Origin of the sequence: Pontibacter ramchanderi (assembly GCF_002846395.1) — a bacterium.
Taxonomy (GTDB): Bacteria; Bacteroidota; Bacteroidia; order Cytophagales; family Hymenobacteraceae; genus Pontibacter; species Pontibacter ramchanderi.
Map to the genome: position 1 here is coordinate 755688 of NZ_PJMU01000002.1, position 19267 is coordinate 774954.

Genomic DNA, 19267 nt, shown 5'->3' on the forward strand with positions numbered 1-19267 from the left:
AGAACTTAGAGATACGAGGATGCGGTATAGAACATGTTGCTCTTACTGTATGTATCTAAAAAAATAAAGAAGCGGCCGGGGTTTTCACCCCGGCCGCTTCTGCTTATAACGTTTATGACAATTCGATTAGCTGGCCTTCTGCATCGCATGTGATGCCACGAAATCCACAAAGTCGCCCACCGTGTTGATCGGGACCTCATCCGGAATGGTGATTTGGAAATTTTTCTCCAATTCCAGAATTATATCCACTACATCCACCACATCAAATCCGAAATCCTTTTCCAGACGGGCATTTGCCTGCAAACGGGCAGGTCTAATTTCCTTGGTTTTGCTAATGATACGGATTACCTCGCGCTCAATAGTCTTGTCTGTTGTTGCAATCATATATTATAGGGTGTATTCTCTAAAACTTTACCATTTACAGGCACCTCTTCTTTATCCTGAGGCACAATTTTAACGCCGCCTGCGGGCTTTCTTTCTCCTTTAATTTTGGCTCTCAGCTTCTCGTTGAGCAGGTACATCACCGGCACGATCAGGAGCGTGATGATGGTGGCAAATCCCAGGCCAAAAATGATGGTCCAGGCCAGCGGCCCCCAGAAAGCGGCACTGTCGCCGCCCATGAACAGGTTCGCTTTAAACTCCGTGAACAAGGTATAGAAGTTCAGGTTTATACCTAACGCCAAGGGTATCAGGCCTAGTATAGTAGCTGTGGCTGTCAGCAGCACGGGGTTCAGGCGTGTCTTGCCGGCTTCCACAATCGCTTCCTTCAGGTCACGCCCCTCGGCTATCAGCATATCCGTAAATTCCACTATCAGGATGCCGTTTTTCACCACAATGCCTGCCAATGCCACAATACCAACACCTGTCATTACGACCGACACATCCATGCCAAAGATGGAGAAGCCCAGCAACACGCCGATGATGCTGAACAGCACCTCCGAGAGAATGATGAACGGTTTGGAGACGGAGTTGAATTGCGTCACCAGCACCAGGAAGATGATCAGGAAAGCCGCCACCAGGGCAATCATCAGGAAGTTGGCAGTTTCCTCCTGCTCCTCCTGCTGTCCGCCCATGCTGATCTCATAGCCTTCCGGCGTCTGAAAATTCTGCAACGAACTTCCAATGCTCTGCACCACCTCATTGGCATTGTACCCGTCCAGCACGTTCGACTCCAGTGTTACCACCCGCTTCAGGTCCTTGCGCTTGATGCCTCCGTATGAGGTACCGTATTCTATTGTCGCCACCGATGAGAGCGGGATCTGGCGGACCATTCCACTGTTCATGTCGCGGTAGGTGATGCGCATATCGAGCAGCGCATCGATGTTCTTGCGATAAGGCTCTGCGTAGCGTACCTGTATTGGGTACTCCTCTTCGTCGAGCTTGAACTTGGAGGCCTCTTCACCAAAAATGGCTGTGCGCAGCTCCATCCCGATCTGCCCGGTGCTGATGCCTTCGCGGTTGGCGCGCTCCCGGTCGATGTTAATGATGATCTCCGGTTTGCTGTCCTCCAGGTCGCTTCGGAGTTCCTCTATCCCTCCGATCTGCTGCTGCTCGATATAAGCCTGCACCTGTTTTGACAGCGCCACCAATCCTTCAAAGTCCTCGCCCGCAATTTCGATACTGATCGGCTTGCCCACCGGCGGACCGTTCTGCTCCTTGTCCACCGTGATGTTGGTGCCGGGTATTCCGCGCACCGCCTCCCGTATTTCGTTCATGTACTCCTGCGTACTGCGCTCGCCGGCCCGGTATTGATACTCAACAAAGGCTACGGTAACCTTTCCTAAATGAGATTGTGCGGTTACGCTGCGGTCGTTTTGGTCGCCGGCCCCGATCGCCACATTGGAAATGACCGATTCCACGTCAGGGTTTTCTTTCCCGATCACGCGGTAGATGCGGCGCTCCACTTCTTTCGTAACCGAGTCAGTCACAAGCTGATCGGTGCCAACAGGCATGCTAATGTAGGTATACACGAAATTCGGATCCGAATCCGGGAAGAATACTACTTTTGGCGCTCTTATCCCGGTCAGAAAAATTGAGAAAATAAGTAGCCCAAACATGCTCAAAAACATCCACACGGGGCGCCTGCCCAGCAGCATCCAGCGCAGGAGCCGCTCGTAGGCACGCATGAAGCGAGGCAGCGTTGTGTTCTGGAAACCATGAATCATGCGGCGGAACATAAAGCGATTGAGCAGTACCAGCACCACGACCAGCATGATGAGGTTGGCCGTGCCGTACCAGCCGGCCAGATAACCCACAATGGCCACCAACGTGGCGCCACCTATCAGCAGCCAGAAGTTTCGGCGGGCACGCGGTGCAACATCGGCCTCCTGCTCATGCTCTTTCTTCATGAAGGAAACCGCAAACACCGGGTTGATGATGAAGGCCACCAGCAAAGAGGCCATCAGCGTAACAATGAGCGTGATCGGTAGGAAGAACATGAACTTGCCCACCACACCCGGCCAGAAGGCCAGCGGCAGGAAAGGTGCCACTGTAGTAAGTGTACCCGCTAACACGGGCACAAACACCTCGCCAGCCGCCAGTTTCGCCGATTTAACCACTCCCAGATTGGATTGATGCAGAATCCGGTGTGTGTTCTCAATCACCACAATGGCGTCGTCCACCACAATGCCCAGGGCCAGCAGGAACGAGAAAAGCACAATCATGTTGAGCGAAAAGCCCAGCACAGGCATCAGCATAAAGGCAATGAACATGGAGATCGGCACCGAAAGCCCCACAAAAATGGCGTTGGTCGTGCCCATGAAGAACATCAGGATCAGGGTAACCAGCACAAAACCGATGATGATCGTGTTGATCAGGTCATTGAGGGTATGGCGGGTCTGGGTGGACTGGTCGCCGGTGATAGTGACCTTAAGATCGGCTGGCAGCACGCTCGCCTGCATCTCCTCCACCAAGTCGTGGATGTTGTCGGATGCCTCGATCAGGTTCTCGCCACTCCGTTTGATAACGTTGAGTGTGATAACGGGTGCATTATCAAGGCGCGCAAAGCTTTCCTGCTCCTCAAATCCCTCTTTCACCTCTGCTATCTCTTTCAATTGTATGTTGGCGCCCGACAGCGACTGCACCACAATGTCGCCGATCTTGTTCGGGTCGACGTACTGGCCTACCACGCGCACCGAGCGCTTCATTTCGCCCACCGAGATATTGCCACCCGACACGGTTACGTTTTCAGAAGATATGGCCCGGCTGATGTCTGCAAATGTCACCTGCGCGACCTGCATCTTGTACAGGTCCACGTTTACCTGCACCTCCCGGTCAAGGGCGCCCACCATGTCCACGCGCGTGATCTCCGGCTGCGCCTCGATACGGTCCTGGATGTCTTCGGCGTACTTTTTCAGGCGGTCGAGGCTGTAGTTGCCTGACACATTGAGGTACATGATCGGGAACTCGGAGAAGTTCACCTCCTGCACGTCCGGGTCCTGGTCCAGGTCGGTGGGCAGGTCGGTGCGGGCTTTGTCCACGGCATCCTTCACCAGTTGCTTCGCCTCTACCACATCCACATCGGTGTTGAACTCCACCGTGATCATAGAGAAGTCCTGAATAGAATTGGACGTTACCTCTTTCACTCCCGAAATGGCTTTCAGTTGCTTCTCAATGGGCCGGGTTACCAGGTTCTCAATATCGGCTGGCGAGGTGCCCGGGTATACGGTGCCTACAAACACCGTTGGGATCACGATGTCCGGAAAGTTCTCTTTCTGAAGTGTGATGTACGAGAAGATACCCCACACCGAAATGATGAGGGTGATGATGTAAATACTCGTTCTGTTATCAATAGACCAATTAGTCGGCTTGAAATATTTCATAGTCTTCGGCTAAAAAGGTTAGTGCTGCGCGATGCTTTCCTGGCTGAAAACAACTGGCTGCCCCTCGTTCACGCTCTGGTAGCCTGCTGTAATGATGTAGTCCTGTGCTGTGAGGCCATCCAATACTTCGACCTGCCCCTGGTAGTTCACGCCCGTTTCTACCTCGCGTCTTGAGGCCACGTAGCGCTCACCCTGCTTCTGGGCCACGTACACATACTGTGCTTTCTCGTCGCGCTGCACCAGGTTGACAGGTATAACAATGGCGTCTTCCTTGCGGTAGTCCTGAATGCGCACCACGGCCACCAGGTTCGGTCGAAGGGCCACATCCACATTCTTAGGCCGCATCTCAATGGTGAAGGTGCGGCTGCTAGGGTTGATAAAGCTGCTCACCACATCCACCGTGGCGGTTATTTCCCGATTCAGGTCCGGGAAGCGCACCAGCGCCTCGTCACCTTTACTGATCTTGGTCAGGTAAGCCTCCGACACCTCGGCCACGATCTTGGAGCCGCTCGTGTTTACCACCCGGATAATGCCCACGCCCGGTGCCACAGCCTCGCCCGCATTCGGTATCACATCATCTACCACCCCGCTCACGGGTGATTTGACGTTGAACTGATCGCGCTGCTGCTGCAGGGCTGCCAGGTTGCGCTCCAGCGCCTCCTTGTTATTCTTGGCTGTCAGGAACTGCATCTCGGTACCGATCTTCTGGTCCCATAGGTTTTTCTGGCGCTCGTAGGCTACATTGGCCAGTTCCAGACGGGTACGCACCTCTGCTATATTCTGCTCCAGTACCTGTGCATCGATGGTGGCCATGGTCTGGCCTTTGGTCACTTTGTCGCCACGCTTTACCCGTATACCTGTCAGCACACCCGGTACTTTGGCGCTCACCAGCACGTTCTGGTCAAAGTCCACACGACCCTGTACCTCCACGTAGTGGCGGAAAGTATCCTGCTGCACCTGTGCCACGCTTACCGGCACCGTTTTTTTCTCCACCGGCCCTGCCTGGCCTTCTGCCTTCAGCTCTGCCTCCAGTTGTGCGATCTGCTCCTGCAGCTCGGTCTGCTGCTTTTTCAGTTCGGCCAGCTGTGCCTCTTTATCGCCCCCCTGGTTGCAGGCGGTCAGGCTTAAGAACAGCGCAAGCGATGAAACTCCGAATATTCTTTTCATAGTAAGTCGTGTAAGTCTTTAGTAAGGGGATTTATTTTGTGAGAAGGGTGCCGGTGGCTTTATCGAGGTTCACTTTGGCGATGAGAGCATCATACATGGCGGCGTAGTAATTGGTCTGGGCCTGGCGCAGGTCAGTTTCGGCCGTCACCACCTCCAGATTAGAGCCCACGCCCTCCTGAAACTTGATCTTGGACACGCGGGCGATCTCCTCGGCCAGTTCCAGGTTCTCGCGCTGCGATGCCAGCACATCCAGCGAGTTGGTCAGGTCGGTGGAGGCTTGCTCCAGTTCCAGGTCTATACCCTGCTCCAGGCTCTCAAAACCAAGTTTGGCGTTTTCGAGTGTGAGCCGTGACTGCTGCACCTGGTAGTGTTTGCGCAGGCCGTCAAAGATCGGCACTTGCAAGCCCAGGCCCACATAAGCAAAGTCGAACCAATTGCGGCTGCGGGTAATCTCGCTGAAGTCGTTGTTGGCAGCGAGGTAGCCGTAGCGGCCATTCAGGTATAGCTTGGGCAGGTAGCCGGAGCGGATGTTGCGCAAGTTTAGCATGGCCAGGTCGCGCTGCGTCTCCAACACAGAGTACTCGATACGGTTGCTGTAGTTAAAACCATTGCGGTCTGCCTTAGCCATATCCACCTGCACTTCGCTCAGGCTGTCTGTCAAAATCAACTGCTCTTTCTGCGGCATCCCCATTTGGAATTTGAGCAAGTCTTCGCCTAAGGTCAACAAGCGTTCGGTCTTCTGTTTTTCAACTTTCAGGTTGTTGTAGGTCACCCGCAGACGGTCCACATCCAGCTTTTCAGCCACCCCGTTGTTGAACATCACCTGCGTCTGGTTCAGGAGCGTGTCGAGACGGTTGAGGTTCTGGTTGAGGAGCTCCATGCGCTCGCGGCTCACCAATACGCTGTAATAGGCCTTGGTCACCTGCTCTACCACGTCGATCTCGTTCTGCTCGGTAGTTTTGCGGGACAGCTCGGTATAGGTCTTGGCGGCTTTCAAACCGATCAGGTATGAGCCGTCGAACAAAAGCTGGCTGGCCGTGATAGCCGCGTTGCCGGTATACTGCGGCGTGAATACCACGGGCACGAAAGTGCCTGGCTCTGGTGCGTTCGGGTTATCAGGATCCTGAAAGAACTCGGCCGGCAAGAAGCTCTTTTGCTGGATGACGTTCTTGCCCAGGTCAGCAGCGGCATCGATCTGCGGTAAGCCCATTGCCCGGATCTCTCCGACTTTAGCTTTATCAATGTCCTGCTGGTTGCGGGCTATTTTCAGGTTGACGCGGTTCTGAAGCGCATAGTCGATGCTCTGCTGCAAACTAAAGGCCTGCGGCGAACCTTGCGCCAGCACCCCAAGCGGGCTGAGCAAGAAGAACAATGCCAATATCAGATTGCTGTGTTTTTTCATAGTTGGAGGGGCTATTCAGTTATTCTTCTTCAGTGATTTGCTTGTAGTCGTTGATCATCTTGTGCCCTTTGAGTGTGGCGATGCCGAGCATAAAGTGCTCCAGGCTGGCTGTTTGCACATGCAGCAACTCAAATTGGAAACGGGGGAAAATCCTTTCGTCGAAGGGCACTTCGATCTGGGCCAGACGCAGGCGGGCGATCACCTCCACATCCAGGTCTTTGCGGAACAAACCCTCTGTCATGCCCCGCTCCAGGTTACCCTTGATGCGGTTCAGGAAGTGGTGGTTCTTGTATTCCTGCCACTTGCTCCAGGCATCGGCGTGGTATTTCTGCAGATCGTAAAATATACCGGGGTGAATGCTGGCAAAAACCTGTCGGGTCGTTTTCATGATCGCGAAAAGCTCCTCGATGGCATTGGGCATTTCCTGCCTGCACTGCTCGCAGTCTGCGTCTACGGAGGTCAGGTATGAGTTAATGGCCCAAAGCACGATCTCGTCTTTGTTGCTAAACCATTTGTAAATGGTCTTTTTAGACATTGAAAGGTGCTGCGCAATGTCATCAACAGAGGTACCTTTAATGCCTCTTCGGCAGAAGAGCTTAAATGACTCCTCCGCAATCTTATCTTTTACCGATGGCTGTACGGATGTTTCCATTTTCATAATTCCGCCACAAAACTAAGGAAACGTTTTTGATCACCAAAGTTTCCGAAAAGATTAACAGAATTATTTCGCTAATGTTTAGCCTGATCGGGTAAGGAAGGCCCCGCCTCAGGCAAGGCAAAGTTGTCAGGTTTTCAGGAAGAGTAAAAACTATTTAGACGAACAGGGCAAAAGCTGATTCAGACACTGGAATTCTGACTCTGAACAGCTAAAGGCATATTCATAATTAAATAAATGCAACCGAATTGCTGACAAGTTGTAATTAGATTCCCAACACGCTTCGCAGGCGGGTATAGCCACTTTTACTCAAAGGGATGCGCTGCCCGTTGCGCAGCAGGGCCACATGGCTGTCCTTCTCAAACGGCTCGATGCGTGTGAGTTGTGACAGAGCCATGATGTAAGAGCGGTGCACGCGTACGAACTGCGCCGGGTCGAGCGCCTTTTCGTAATAGCCCATCGTCTTTTTTTTCAGGAACACACCGTCGCGGGTATGGATCTTCACATAATCGTCGTAAGCCTCCAGGTATAGCACCTCGGCCACAGGTATGATGCGGATGTTGTTGCCGGCCCGCACTACGATGCGGTGCTGTTCTTCGGGTTGTTTTCCCGCCGCTTCCTCCAGTGCAGCAGTGGCAGGTATAGTTGCCGTTGCCGCCTGGCTTTGCAGCCATTTGCGCAGGGCCGCATCAAAGCGCTCCCGGCTGAAAGGCTTGAGCAAATAATCCACGGCATTGGTCTCAAAAGCTTTGATGGCGTACTCGTCGAAAGCGGTGGTGAAGATCACGCTGGGCGCCTGCTCCACCAGCTCCAGCATTTCGAAGCCGTTGATCTTGGGCATCTGGATGTCGAGAAAGATCAGGTCGGGCTGGTGCTGCATGATGGCCTTTACACCCTCGAAGCCGTCGCCGCACTCCTGCACCACCTCCATTTCGGGATAGGCTTGCAGGTACTCGGCCACAATGCTGCGGGCCAATGGCTCATCATCTATTATCAGGCATTTTTTCATAGTGCTGGGGTATCTTGATGGTAGTCGTGAACTGATGGTCCTGCTGCGTGGTGTGCAATAAATCCTGCCGGGCATAGAGCAGGTATAGCCTGCGCCGGATGGAGTCGAGCCCGAAGCCGGTGCCTTTGCGGGGCTGGCTTGTGGCTGGGTCGTAGGGGTTTTGAGTGGTAATGGTCAGGTAGCCCTCTGCTGCCGTCGCTTTTACCTTGATGGCCGTCTCCCCGACCGTGTCATAAAGGCCGAACTTTATGGCGTTTTCCACCACCGGTTGCAGTAGCAGAGCGGGCAGCTTCATGCCCTGGCACTCTTCGCTGGCCTCCACCTCTACCTGCAACCGGTGCCCGAAACGCACTTTCTCAATCGCCAGGTATAGCTCCAGTTGTTTCAGCTCATCGCACAGCGGCACCAGTTGGTTATTGTCTTGCCGGAGCGTGCCGCGCAAAAAGTCTGACAGCTGCTGCACCATGGTGCGGGCCTGTTCCGGCCGGCTCACGGCCAAAGCGCTGATCGAGTTAAGGCTGTTGAACAAAAAGTGCGGCTGCAACTGCTGGCGCAGGTTGTAGAGTTCGGCTTCGCGGGCCAGTTTCTCGGTGGCGGCTTTGCGCTTTTCGGCTTCCTGCAGCTCGCGGGTATAGAACCAGAGCCAGGTCAGGAGCAGCATTAACAGGAGCATCAGCCAGTTAAAGGCCACCCGTATCGCCAGTGTGCTGTCCACGAAACTTAGGTATAGCGCATTGCCTTCGAACAGGGCATGCGTGCTCCAGTAGAAAACAGTGGCGCTTATACCTGCCAGGCCAAGGCTCCAGCCCAACAGGTAACCCGCCTGCCGCAGACTGGGTTGGTAGTAGCGTAGGCCGGTCCCCATGGCAAAGCCGCCAATGGCCAGTACCAGGTTGGTCAGCAAAGCGTCGGTGACGACAATACGCCAACCAAAGCCCGTCGGCCACAGCACCAGCACCTGCACCGCCGACCAGAGCAAAGCCCAGCCCAGGTAAAGCAGTCCCAGGCGCACCTGCGATGCCACCCCCTCCATTAGTAGCTCTTAATGCTTAGTCCGCCAAAGAGGGTGGTGCCTTTCAGAATGAGCACCTTGTTCGGGTCGTAACCCTGTGGCATGGCCGGGCGCTTGTCGTCGATACCGCCCAGTATGGCCACCATCTCGTCGGATTTTACCTGCCAGTGCGGCGGAATGATCAGGGAAGTACCTCCAAATATCTGGGTGGCCTCCAGCACGATCGGGTGCTGTATATCAGCCTGCATCAGGTTGAGCTCCGTGCCCCCGAACACACTCACCACTTCGCCGCCCTTGAAGTTTTTAGAGACGATGTTTTTTTTTATGCCTCCGAGCACAGCCGTACTGTCGATGTGGTCTTCGGGTCCGCCTGCCACATAGCCGTTAGTGCCTTCGTAGCCTGGTGCCGTGTAGGCCTCATCGCCTGTGTAGTCGGTGTAGCCGCCAGGGTAAGCACCGTTTACCGGATCGGTGTAATAAGCGGGCGTTTCTTCTGGTTTCAGAGCGGTGGCCGAGTTAACGTAATCTTGCCAGTTGTTTCGTTTTTTGGGTTTCAACAGCAGCCAGAGACCCAAACCAATGATCAGAATAGGCCAGAAGTACATCTTCAGGTTGAAATTAAGGAAGAAGTGCTTATCGAGCAGAAACACACCGCCAATCACGATCAGCACCAGCCAGCTTGGCTTCTGGAACGAGTGCTTGAAGCCCAGGTATAGGCCCAGCGCGATCAGGAACATCGGCCAGGAGAACACCCAGCCCGGCAAAAAGAAGATACCCATTTTGGCAGTGAGCAAGAGCACGCCCACCATCAGGAGAAATACGCCAGCCATTTTGCCGGAACCGCCTCTATTGTAATCTTGATTTTTCATGGTTTTATTTCGTTTAGTTTTAAGATCTGTTCCAAAGGTATAGGATGCCTGTGCGCCACTCAATGGCAATTAGGCTACCCTTGGGCAGAAGTCGGTGAACGGCCGGTTGTCGTCGGTAAACCAAGTTAGCATTTGTTTACCGATTGGCAAGGTATAGCAAATCAAGCCATTTTGCCTTTCACATTTCGCAAATTATTATCTTTGCATACTATGGTTGAGAATATACAGAGAGTAGCACAAGAAATAGAAGCCGCGCAGCTTGGGAGCGCTGCCGAGCTGGAGCAATTCAGAATCGCCTACATTGGCCGCAAAGGTGCCATTGCCGCCCTTTTCGACGACTTGAAGTCAGTAGCGCCGGAGCAGCGCCGTCAGGTAGGTCAGGAGCTGAATCAGCTTAAAAACCGCGCACAGGCCCGTTTCGACGAGGCGCAGGAGCAGCTGACCAACGCCTCGGCTGGCGCTGAGGCAGAAAACGCTTTTGACTTCACGCTACCTCCTATACCGAATACCTTAGGTACCCGCCACCCGCTTTCGCTGGTTCGCGCCGAGATCGTGCGCATTTTCGAGCGCATCGGCTTCAACGTGGCCGACGGCCCCGAAATTGAGGACGACTGGCACAACTTCACGGCCCTCAACTTCCCCGAGAACCACCCGGCCCGCGAAATGCAGGACACCTTCTTTTTGAGCGAGGACCGTGACAAGCTGTTGCGTACCCATACCTCCAACGTGCAGGTGCGCCTGATGGAGAACAACCAGCCGCCGCTGCGCAGCATCATGCCGGGTCGCGTATACCGTAACGAGGCCATCTCAGCCCGTGCGCACATGGTGTTCCAGCAAGTGGAAGGTCTGTACGTGAACAAAGGTGTGAGCTTCAAAGACCTGAAAGAAACGCTTTATTACTTTGCCAAGGAGATGTTCGGTCAGGAGACCAAGATCCGTTTCCGTCCGTCGTTTTTCCCGTTCACCGAGCCTAGCGCCGAGATCGATATTTCGTGCCTTATCTGTAAAGGCGAGGGCTGCAACATCTGCAAGCAATCGGGCTGGGTAGAGATTGGCGGCGCCGGCATGGTAGACCCGAACGTGCTCGATAATTGCGGTATTGACTCCACCGTATACACAGGCTTCGCTTTCGGTATGGGCATCGAGCGCATCACCATGCTCCGCTACCAGATCCGCGATCTGCGCCTGTTCACCGAAAACGATGTGCGCTTCCTGCGGCAATTCAAGGGAGTGATTTAGCGATTGAGTGAATGAGTGATTCTTAATTTTTTGATTGGGGAGTTATTCATTGGTTTGATGATCTGGCCTATTAGTCCAAAAGGCTGACACAAGTTGCAATTCGATCACTACCTGAATTACTAAATCAAAATTCACCCAATATACCTAATCACTCATTCACTCAATCACTCATTCAAAAATCAAAAAAACTCGCTAAATCACTCATTCACTAACTCACTCAATCATGACTTTCGAGGCTATCAAGACGATCGGTATAGTAGGTGCTGGCACCATGGGCCAGGGTATAGCGCAGATCTGTGCGCAGGCCGGCTATAAGACCATCCTGTTCGATATCAATGCGCAGGTGCTCAAAAAATCTGAAGCTACTACCGTGAGTAACCTCGACAAAGGGATTGAGCGCGGCAAACTCACCGAAGCTGAGAAACAGGCTACCCTGGCGAACTTAACCTATACCGGCGATACGCTGCAGTTGAGTTGCGACGTTATCATAGAAGCCGTGATAGAACGGCTGGAGGTGAAGCAGAGCATCTTTAAAGACCTGGACGCGGTTAACACGCCCGACACCATATTTGCCTCCAATACTTCGTCTATACCGATTACCCGCATCGCGGCAGGTATACCGCACCCCGAACGCGTTGTAGGCATGCACTTTTTTAACCCGGCCCACATCATGAAGCTGGTCGAGGTGATTTCTGGAGCAGCCACTTCACCGGAAGTAGCCGAGACGATCCGTCAGCTGGCCTTGAAACTGGATAAGAAACCAGTGATGGCGAAGGATGCGCCAGGCTTTATCGTGAACCGGGTGGCGCGCCACTTTTACGTAGAAGGGCTCAAGTTGCTGGAAGAAGGCGTAGCCGATGCCAAGGGGATTGACCGCCTGATGCAGGCCAGTGGCTTTAAGATGGGACCTTTCGAACTGATGGACCTGATCGGCGTAGACACCAATTACTCTGTTACCTCCTCTATGTTTGAGGCTTTCCATTATGACCCGAAATTCAGACCGAGCCGCATACAGCAGCAGAAAGTGGACGCTGGCCACCATGGCCGCAAGTCTGGTAAAGGCTTTTACGACTACCAGTAAACTCCTCAGCCTGCTGGTGCTGTTTCTCCTTGCTTCCTGCGGCAGCGACAGCCAGGGGCCGGGTATACCCAATGTGCCGGTAAGCGAGCAGATTAACGTGAACAGCCAACTGTACACGCGTTTGCGCCAGGATGGTGGTTACGTATACCTCAACTCAGGCTACAAAGGCATTATCGTGATTCGGCAGAACGCTAACCTATACCTGGCTTTCGAGCGGGCCTGCCCTTACGACCCAACCGCTGACGCACCTTGCGGCCAGGTAGAAGCCGACCAGTCCAACTTGTTTATGGTAGACGCTTGCTGCGGCTCGCAGTTCAATTTTCAGGGAGGTGTGATGGCGGGACCCGCCGTGTATGGGCTCAGGCAGTACCGCACAACCCTGAATGGCACTTTGCTCTCCATTTTCAATTAAAATTTTCAGATTGATTTCCAGAAATTTACGCCAAATAGGAAGATTTTTTTTGGACAGGACTTGCATAATCTCAAAAAGAGGCGTAATATTGCATCATAATTCAACGGCATCAGGCCCGCGAAATAACCGAAACACTCTTCCTTAGCTCAGTCGGTTAGAGCATCTGACTGTTAATCAGAGGGTCCCTGGTTCGAGCCCAGGAGGGAGAGCAAAAGCCACTCAATCGAGTGGCTTTTCTGTTTTATACCCTTTCCGGCTAAACTTCCGCTCCCGCGTGTTATCAACTCAAATCCAACCTTTTCCCCAGAAAGCAAGTATCTGAATATATGACGATTTTGTCATATTAGCCACTGCCAGGTGCTTCAAAAAAGCATGTGGAGCGGCTTACAACTTAAACCAAACAAGACTATGAAAAATATAAGATTATACCTGCCCGTGCTGTTTGTACTGCTGGCAGTAACCATGACCAGTTGCGATGTCATTGCCGATATCTTTAAGGCTGGTATGTGGACCGCCCTCATCATCATCGTCCTGATCGTCGCCCTGGTGGGCTGGCTGTTCAGCCGCTTCAGACGATAACCGTTAATACCTAACAAAAGAAAAGGGAGCCAATCGGCTCCCTTTTTGATTTTCTATACCTGCAACTATTTTGAGTTGGTGCGCTTCGGCATAGTGCCCAGTATGTAATCCCAGAGCGGCGACGACACGCCGTAGGCCACGTTAGGGTCTTTGTAGTGGTGAATGCTGTGATGAATCCAGAGTTGCTTCAGGAAGTTTTTTGGTGGCGCGTAGGCATGCACCGCATAGTGCACAAACAGGTATAGCGCATAGCCAAACAGCAAACCAGCCACCACGCCAAACACAAACTGCCCGAAGATGAGCTTAAACACAAAGAAAAAGAACGAGGCGATGAACAAGCTTACGATCGGCGGCATGGCCAGGCGCTCTTTGTCTTTCGGGTACTCGTGGTGGTTGCCGTGGAAGGTATACTGAATGCGCTCCTTCATGGGCGTATCGGTATCCATGTGGAACACAAAACGGTGCGCACAGTACTCGATCAGTGAGAAGATTAGCCAGCCCAGCAGGAAAAAGCTGATCGCCTCCAGCACATTAATGAAGCTGTACGTGATCCCATAATAGATCAGGCCGATGGCAATAACGATGAAAATGGAAATGGGCAGTGCGATGTGTGTGCGCGTCAGTCTTTCCAGCACAGGGTTCTGGAATATCTGGGCTTGTCCTTTGTGATTGGGTTTCATAGTCAGATTTTGCTAAAAACGGATTTCAACTGCAAAATTAGTTAAATATTAGGTATACCGTATGTATTTATCCGCGGCAGTACATACGTGGTAACAAGGAGTTTCAGTTATGGTTTAACTAACGATTCTAACTGTTCAATGTTATACCTTTTTCCCGATACCGTGTACCTGGCCTGCTTGTAGAATGCCAGGCGTGTAGCTAATGTTTTGACTATGAAATCTTTTAGGTCAGCCTCGCTTTTTTGTGCCAGCAGCGGGCGTTGACTCAAATCTGTTAAAAGCAGTCGCTGGACCAGCTCTTCGGCAGGCACGTCCAGAAAAATGCTTGCACCGTGCTGGTTGATGAAATCGATGTTGTCGAAAAAGCAGGGGGTGCCGCCGCCTGTGGCGATTATGGCTTGCTCAAAGTCCTGAACAACGGCTTCCAGCGCCGCACGCTCTGCCCGCCGGAAGCCCTCCTGCCCTGCTGCCTCAAACAGCTCCTGAATGCTACGGCCTTCCCGCTGCTCGATGTACTCGTCGAGGTCCACGAAGGTATAGCCGAGCCGCCCGGCCAACTCACGTCCCAGGGTGGTTTTGCCGGCTCCCATCATACCGATCAGGAAAATGCGTTGTGTGTTCAAAGGAATCGCTTTTGCAGCATTAGGTACAGCAAACGGCTTACAGCAAACTCACCAATTCCGATACTTCGGGCGTGTCGTTGTGGTGCCACATGCCTTTTACGGTACCGTCCTGCAGCAGCATGGTGCCAGGGTTGGAGCGCATCATGGTCTTGAGCACGGTGCCGTCGCCGAAATAATAAGGAGCGCCCAGCCCTACCTCGTGGCGAAAAGCCTCGAACTCCTGGCGTCCGGAGGAAGTAATGACCACTGGCGCTATACCTTGCTGCTCGGCTGCCTGCACCAGCTTGTTGATTTTGTCGATGTTGCTGCGGTTAGCTTTGCCCACGCTGTGTACGATCACGAGCAGTTTGTTGCCGGTCAGGATCTCCTGCGTTAGGTCGCCCTCGTCGTTCCACACGTTAAAGTCCGTGATCTTCGGACCATCCTCCGGGTTCACGGCCACCATCTCTTTAAAGGTATAGCCCTCCTCCATCGGGTATTCCTCAAACTCCTGCTCCTGCCCGTCTTTCACCATCACATACTTGTAGCGCAGCGGTGCCGAGGGTTCCATCAGCGTCGGAATGTTGTTACCTATTTTATAGGCGCGGAAGTCTACATAAGGCAGGTGCTCGTAGGCGTACCAGCCAATGCCCACCGAAATCAGTGCGGTAAGCGCCGTAACGGTCGCGCCCACCTTGGCCTGCACCAGTGGCTGCAGCTGCTTGCGGTAAATAAGCAACCACACGATCATTACCAGCAGCACAATATCTTTTGTGAACGACTCCCATGGCGTAAGTTTAATGGCATCGCCGAAGCAGCCGCAATCGGTCACTTTGTTGAAGTAGGCTGAGTAAAAGGTCAGAAATGTGAAGAAGACGATCATGGCCAGCAGCAGCCAGAGCACTTCTTTCAGCTTCCAGCGCAGCAGCAGTGCTACACCCAGCACGATCTCCGCTGCACTCAGGAAGATAGACAGAAACAGCGCCGCCGGCACCAGCGACAAAAATACAGGCGAAATGTCGTGGGCGAATACCTCGAAGTACTCTTCCAGTTTAATGGCTGTACCAACCGGGTCGTTGATTTTGATCAGGCCCGAGAAGATGAAGAGCACTCCTACAAAAAGCCAGAAAAATTTAGTGATGTAGCGCATGGTTTACCTCCCCCCTGCCCCCTCCTAAAAACAGAAGGGGGTGAGGAATTATGTTTATGTTTTAGTAAAAGTTCGGCTTAGCTAAGGCACGTTTATATGCTTTAGGTCTTGTTGCCGTTTAATGATTCCTATTTCTGAGTGAACCTGATCAGTTCATTTATATACAGATCACCGAAGCTATCCTGGGTCATGGTTATAAAGCCTTCCGTATGATTCCCCCTGTGTCTTAAGGTCTCTCTGTTATTCCGTTGCCGGGCAATCTTAGTGCTTTCTTCTATTGTGGTGAATTTATCTTTCTCCCCTGCTACAATTAGCATGTCGCACTTTATTTTTTTCAGCTTTGAGGTATAACCGTCGGCTCCTGTCGGCAGCACAATATCCCGGTCTTTTAACTCCTTTATTTTTGAAACATAGGCACCAGGTTCATAGACAAACCCCTCTCCTATCAGAAAGTCCACCTTCTCCTGCTGCAAGGCGAGCGTCGCTACGATTGTGCCCATCGAAAATGCCAGCACTCCTGTTTTATTCCCCTTGATGTTCTTTTTTGTCCACCCCAACACAGTCTGCAAATCGATGGCAAACTCATTGTAATAAAGATTAAGGGGGTTAATTTCAAAATCAGAGCTTTCCCCGAAACCCCTGTAGTCGTATGCTACCACAGTAAAGCCATTATCTGTAAGAGCCTTGATGTGGTAGAGCCAATAAGACATGTTACCGCTATCAGCATAAGTCAGTACCAATGTTGTTTTAGTGTCTTTGTCCTCTGCTGGCTTAATAACCCAGGTGTTGATGGCATAACCATCCACGGTATTCAGCACCTGCTGCTTATAACGCATTCCCAGGCTGTCGGGCGTGGCTACATATTCTCTGACTGGTTTTATGGCATAGCAGTCAAAGGAAAACAGAAAGACAAGAACCAATAGTATATTTTTCATTATATGCTTTTCAGTAAAGTCTCTCCTGTTTAAACTGTACCCTTTCAAACTAGCTTCCTCACTTAATTTAGTTTACGAGAGCTCCCCCTCCTGTTTTTAGGAGGGGGCCGGGGGGAGGTTACTCCGCAAAGCCTGACTTAATCAGCGCGAACACCGCATAATTGATCATGTCGCGGTAGTTGGCCTCTACGCCTTCCGAGATCAGGGTCTGGCCTTCGTTGTCTTCGATCTGCTTGGTACGGTAGAGCTTCATCAGGATGATGTCGGTGATGGAGCTCACACGCATGTCGCGCCAGGCCTCGCCGTAGTCGTGGTTTTTGGCGTTGAGCAGCTTGATGTTCTCTTCGATCTGTTGGGTATACATGTGCTCCACCTCCTCTGCCGAAAGCGTCAGTTCGTCACTCTCCTGCAGGCCGAGCTGCATCAGGGCGATCACGCAGTAGTTGATGATGCCCACAAACTCGTCGCGGATGTCATCCTCTACCATTTGCCTGCCTTTCTCCTGAATGGAGCGGATGCGCTGGGCCTTGATGAAGATCTGGTCGGTGATGGACGGCAATCGGAGCACGCGCCAGGCGGTGCCGTAATCTTTGGTCTTCTTGACGAAGGTATCTTTGCAGCGGTTTACTACCTGATTATATTCCTGGAGTGTTTGACTAATCAACTTTTTAGCTTTAATTTTAAACGATTGACAGATACGCCAACATTGGAATCGAAAGATAAGTTTTTTCGAAAGAAAAGCACACTTAACTGCCGCGGAAAAATCCTTTCGCTGGACACGCCGCTCGTTATGGGCATCCTCAACGTCACGCCTGACTCCTTCTTTGCAGACAGCCGACTCAGCTCCATTGATGAAGTTTTGCACCGCACCGAAGCCATGTTGCGCGACGGAGCTGACATGCTTGACCTGGGGGGTTATTCCTCCCGACCAGGTGCTGCAGAGGTTTCTGTGGCAGAGGAACTGGACCGCGTTATACCTGCCGTAGAGGCCATCATGCAGCACTTTCCGGAAACCATCATCTCCGTAGATACCTTTCGGGCCAAGGTGGCTGAGGAAAGTATAGCGGCAGGCGCTTCCATTATTAACGATATAGCGGGCGGCAACCTCGACGAGGCCATGTTCGAGACCGTGGCACGACTGCAGGTACCGTACATTCTCATGCACATGCGCGGCACACCGCAAACCATGAACAGCCTGACCGATTACAACGACCTGGTGCTGGAGGTGATAGACGAGTTGCAGGCCAAAGTGGCACAGCTAAAAAATCTGGGCGTGAACGACATTATCCTGGACCCTGGATTTGGTTTTGCCAAGACCGTAGACCAGAACTTTGAGTTAATGCGCCGCCTTGAGGAACTTCGTATACTCGAGCTGCCGTTACTAGTGGGAGTATCCCGCAAGTCCATGACCTACAAATACCTCGGCATTGACCAATCAGAGGCACTGGCCGGCACAATAGCACTCAACACCATCGCGTTAGGGAAAGGCGCCGACATTTTGCGGGTGCACGACGTAAAAGAAACTAAACAGACTATCCAACTATACACGAAAGTAGCGCATTGATTCCTTTATTTACACTGGGTTTTTTGGAGATTGAGTTGCTGGATGTGCTCGACATCCTGCTCGTTACGGTACTGTTGTACCAGCTCTACAAACTCCTGACCGGTAGCGTAGCCCTCAAAATTTTCCTGGGCCTGCTCTCCATCTACCTGCTATACTTGGTGGTGAGAGCGGCGGGCATGGAGTTGCTCAGCATCATCCTCGGCCAGTTTATGGGTGTGGGTGTGCTCGCAGCCATTATTGTGTTCCAGCCCGAGATCCGCCGTTTCCTGCTGCTCATCGGTAAAACGACCGCCTTCAACAACGACCGCCTGTTCCGGGGCTTCCCGTGGCGCCGCGATCAGGTGGAGAAACTCAGCCTCACCCCTTTTATTGAAGCCGCCAAATCGCTGGCCGCCAAAAACACGGGCGCGCTGATCGTGTTTGCCAAGAGTTCTGAACTGAAGTACTACGCCGAGTCCGGTGACCTGATCGATGCCGTGATCTCAAAGCGCCTGCTGATGTCGATCTTCAACAAGACAAGTCCGCTGCATGACGGTGCCGTGATCATTTCGGGCAATCGCATTAAAGCGGCCCGCTGCATTTTGCCCGTAACAGAAAACAACGATATACCTGCTTCGATGGGTCTGCGCCACCGCGCTGCCATTGGCCTGAGCGAGGTAACGGACAGCGTGGTGCTGGTGGTATCAGAAGAGACGGGGCAGATCGCGCTCGTGCGCAATGCCGAGGTATACCGCAACTTGTCCTCTGCCGACCTGCGTGTGAAGCTAAACCAATTCCTGTTTGACACCGATCAGAAACCAGCCGCTGCTCCGGCTCCCGCTGAAAAATCAGTGAGCGCAGCCTAAGTATAAAGAAATAGAAACAGCGAAGCCAACCTGTCAAATGGGTTGGCTTCGCTGTTCTTAGACGGGTAGCAGGTATAGCAGTTTTGTAGCTGACCCTGTCCGCTCTCACCCCAACCTGGGGAACAGATTCCCCACTTTCATGTTCCCTTCCACAGTTTGTGATAAATCCGCATAAACAACAACCAACTGATTACCAATCGATTGAGCTCAAATACCAGTTCTGGCACGGTTATGCCAATAGGGCA

19 protein-coding genes and 1 tRNA gene are annotated in these 19267 nt (G+C 52.5%); 7 read left to right on the plus strand and 13 right to left on the minus strand.

Translation table 11 applies throughout. The features are described from left to right. Positions 1-126 precede the first annotated feature (126 nt). The 8 genes from BD749_RS10280 to BD749_RS10315 all read right to left on the minus strand — a co-directional run bounded on the left by BD749_RS10280 (position 127) and on the right by BD749_RS10315 (position 9935). Positions 127-384: an acyl carrier protein gene (locus BD749_RS10280; protein WP_076668911.1), complete on the minus strand. Its 258-nt coding sequence runs from the start codon at positions 382-384 to the stop codon at positions 127-129. Continuing rightward, the gene (locus tag BD749_RS10285) at positions 381-3821 is read right to left on the minus strand and encodes an efflux RND transporter permease subunit (protein WP_101444257.1); all 3441 of its coding nucleotides are present in this window, start codon (positions 3819-3821) and stop codon (positions 381-383) included. Before BD749_RS10285 ends, BD749_RS10280 begins: the two co-directional genes overlap by 4 nt. Positions 3822-3839: 18 nt before the next feature. Then, positions 3840-4988 (minus strand): efflux RND transporter periplasmic adaptor subunit, encoded by a 1149-nt coding sequence (locus tag BD749_RS10290; RefSeq protein ID WP_101444258.1) that lies wholly within the window; start codon positions 4986-4988, stop codon positions 3840-3842. A 31-nt stretch (positions 4989-5019) separates the two neighbouring features. After that, positions 5020-6390 carry a TolC family protein gene (locus BD749_RS10295; RefSeq protein ID WP_101444259.1) on the minus strand — a complete coding sequence of 457 codons (1371 nt, stop codon included), beginning with the start codon at positions 6388-6390 and terminating at the stop codon, positions 5020-5022. Positions 6391-6409: 19 nt separating this feature from the next. Further along, positions 6410-7042 carry a TetR/AcrR family transcriptional regulator gene (locus BD749_RS10300; protein ID WP_245869024.1) on the minus strand — a complete coding sequence of 211 codons (633 nt, stop codon included), beginning with the start codon at positions 7040-7042 and terminating at the stop codon, positions 6410-6412. Between the two features lie 268 nt (positions 7043-7310). Beyond that, positions 7311-8054, minus strand: coding sequence for a LytR/AlgR family response regulator transcription factor (locus BD749_RS10305; protein ID WP_101444261.1), 744 nt, complete (start codon positions 8052-8054; stop codon positions 7311-7313). Beyond that, on the minus strand, positions 8029-9087 hold the full coding sequence (locus BD749_RS10310; protein WP_101444262.1) for a sensor histidine kinase: 1059 nt from the start codon (positions 9085-9087) through the stop codon (positions 8029-8031). Before BD749_RS10310 ends, BD749_RS10305 begins: the two co-directional genes overlap by 26 nt. Next, positions 9087-9935, minus strand: coding sequence for a LiaF transmembrane domain-containing protein (locus tag BD749_RS10315; protein ID WP_101444263.1), 849 nt, complete (start codon positions 9933-9935; stop codon positions 9087-9089). Before BD749_RS10315 ends, BD749_RS10310 begins: the two co-directional genes overlap by 1 nt. 210 nt (positions 9936-10145) lie before the next feature. Between BD749_RS10315 and pheS the strand changes: the two genes are divergently transcribed. The 5 genes from pheS (at position 10146) to BD749_RS19405 (ending at position 13246) form a co-directional block, all read left to right on the plus strand. Continuing rightward, positions 10146-11174 carry a phenylalanine--tRNA ligase subunit alpha gene (gene pheS, locus BD749_RS10320; RefSeq protein ID WP_101444739.1) on the plus strand — a complete coding sequence of 343 codons (1029 nt, stop codon included), beginning with the start codon at positions 10146-10148 and terminating at the stop codon, positions 11172-11174. A 223-nt stretch (positions 11175-11397) separates the two neighbouring features. Next, the gene (locus BD749_RS10325; protein ID WP_101444264.1) at positions 11398-12255 is read left to right on the plus strand and encodes a 3-hydroxyacyl-CoA dehydrogenase family protein; all 858 of its coding nucleotides are present in this window, start codon (positions 11398-11400) and stop codon (positions 12253-12255) included. Continuing rightward, the gene (locus BD749_RS10330) at positions 12215-12667 is read left to right on the plus strand and encodes a Rieske (2Fe-2S) protein (protein WP_245869027.1); all 453 of its coding nucleotides are present in this window, start codon (positions 12215-12217) and stop codon (positions 12665-12667) included. Before BD749_RS10325 ends, BD749_RS10330 begins: the two co-directional genes overlap by 41 nt. A gap of 135 nt (positions 12668-12802) precedes the next feature. Further along, positions 12803-12876, plus strand: a tRNA-Asn gene (locus BD749_RS10335). Positions 12877-13075: 199 nt separating this feature from the next. Then, positions 13076-13246 carry a hypothetical protein gene (locus tag BD749_RS19405; protein ID WP_180336379.1) on the plus strand — a complete coding sequence of 57 codons (171 nt, stop codon included), beginning with the start codon at positions 13076-13078 and terminating at the stop codon, positions 13244-13246. A 65-nt stretch (positions 13247-13311) separates the two neighbouring features. Here BD749_RS19405 and BD749_RS10340 read toward each other — a convergent pair whose 3' ends face one another. The 5 genes from BD749_RS10340 to BD749_RS10360 form a co-directional block, all read right to left on the minus strand. Next, positions 13312-13926, minus strand: a complete 615-nt coding sequence (locus BD749_RS10340) for a sterol desaturase family protein (protein WP_101444265.1) — start codon at positions 13924-13926, stop codon at positions 13312-13314. Positions 13927-14033: 107 nt separating this feature from the next. Further along, the gene (locus tag BD749_RS10345; RefSeq protein WP_101444266.1) at positions 14034-14549 is read right to left on the minus strand and encodes a shikimate kinase; all 516 of its coding nucleotides are present in this window, start codon (positions 14547-14549) and stop codon (positions 14034-14036) included. Between the two features lie 37 nt (positions 14550-14586). Continuing rightward, the gene (locus BD749_RS10350; protein ID WP_101444267.1) at positions 14587-15678 is read right to left on the minus strand and encodes a BT_3928 family protein; all 1092 of its coding nucleotides are present in this window, start codon (positions 15676-15678) and stop codon (positions 14587-14589) included. A 128-nt stretch (positions 15679-15806) separates the two neighbouring features. Then, positions 15807-16613, minus strand: coding sequence for an alpha/beta hydrolase family protein (locus tag BD749_RS10355; RefSeq protein WP_101444268.1), 807 nt, complete (start codon positions 16611-16613; stop codon positions 15807-15809). A 118-nt stretch (positions 16614-16731) separates the two neighbouring features. After that, positions 16732-17277 (minus strand): DUF1599 domain-containing protein, encoded by a 546-nt coding sequence (locus tag BD749_RS10360; protein ID WP_101444269.1) that lies wholly within the window; start codon positions 17275-17277, stop codon positions 16732-16734. Positions 17278-17319: 42 nt separating this feature from the next. Between BD749_RS10360 and folP the strand changes: the two genes are divergently transcribed. Next, positions 17320-18177: a dihydropteroate synthase gene (gene folP, locus BD749_RS10365; protein WP_101444270.1), complete on the plus strand. Its 858-nt coding sequence runs from the start codon at positions 17320-17322 to the stop codon at positions 18175-18177. Next, entirely contained in the window at positions 18174-19022 is an 849-nt protein-coding gene (gene cdaA / locus BD749_RS10370; protein ID WP_101444271.1) for a diadenylate cyclase CdaA, read from the plus strand. Before folP ends, cdaA begins: the two co-directional genes overlap by 4 nt. Positions 19023-19267: the final 245 nt, after the last annotated feature.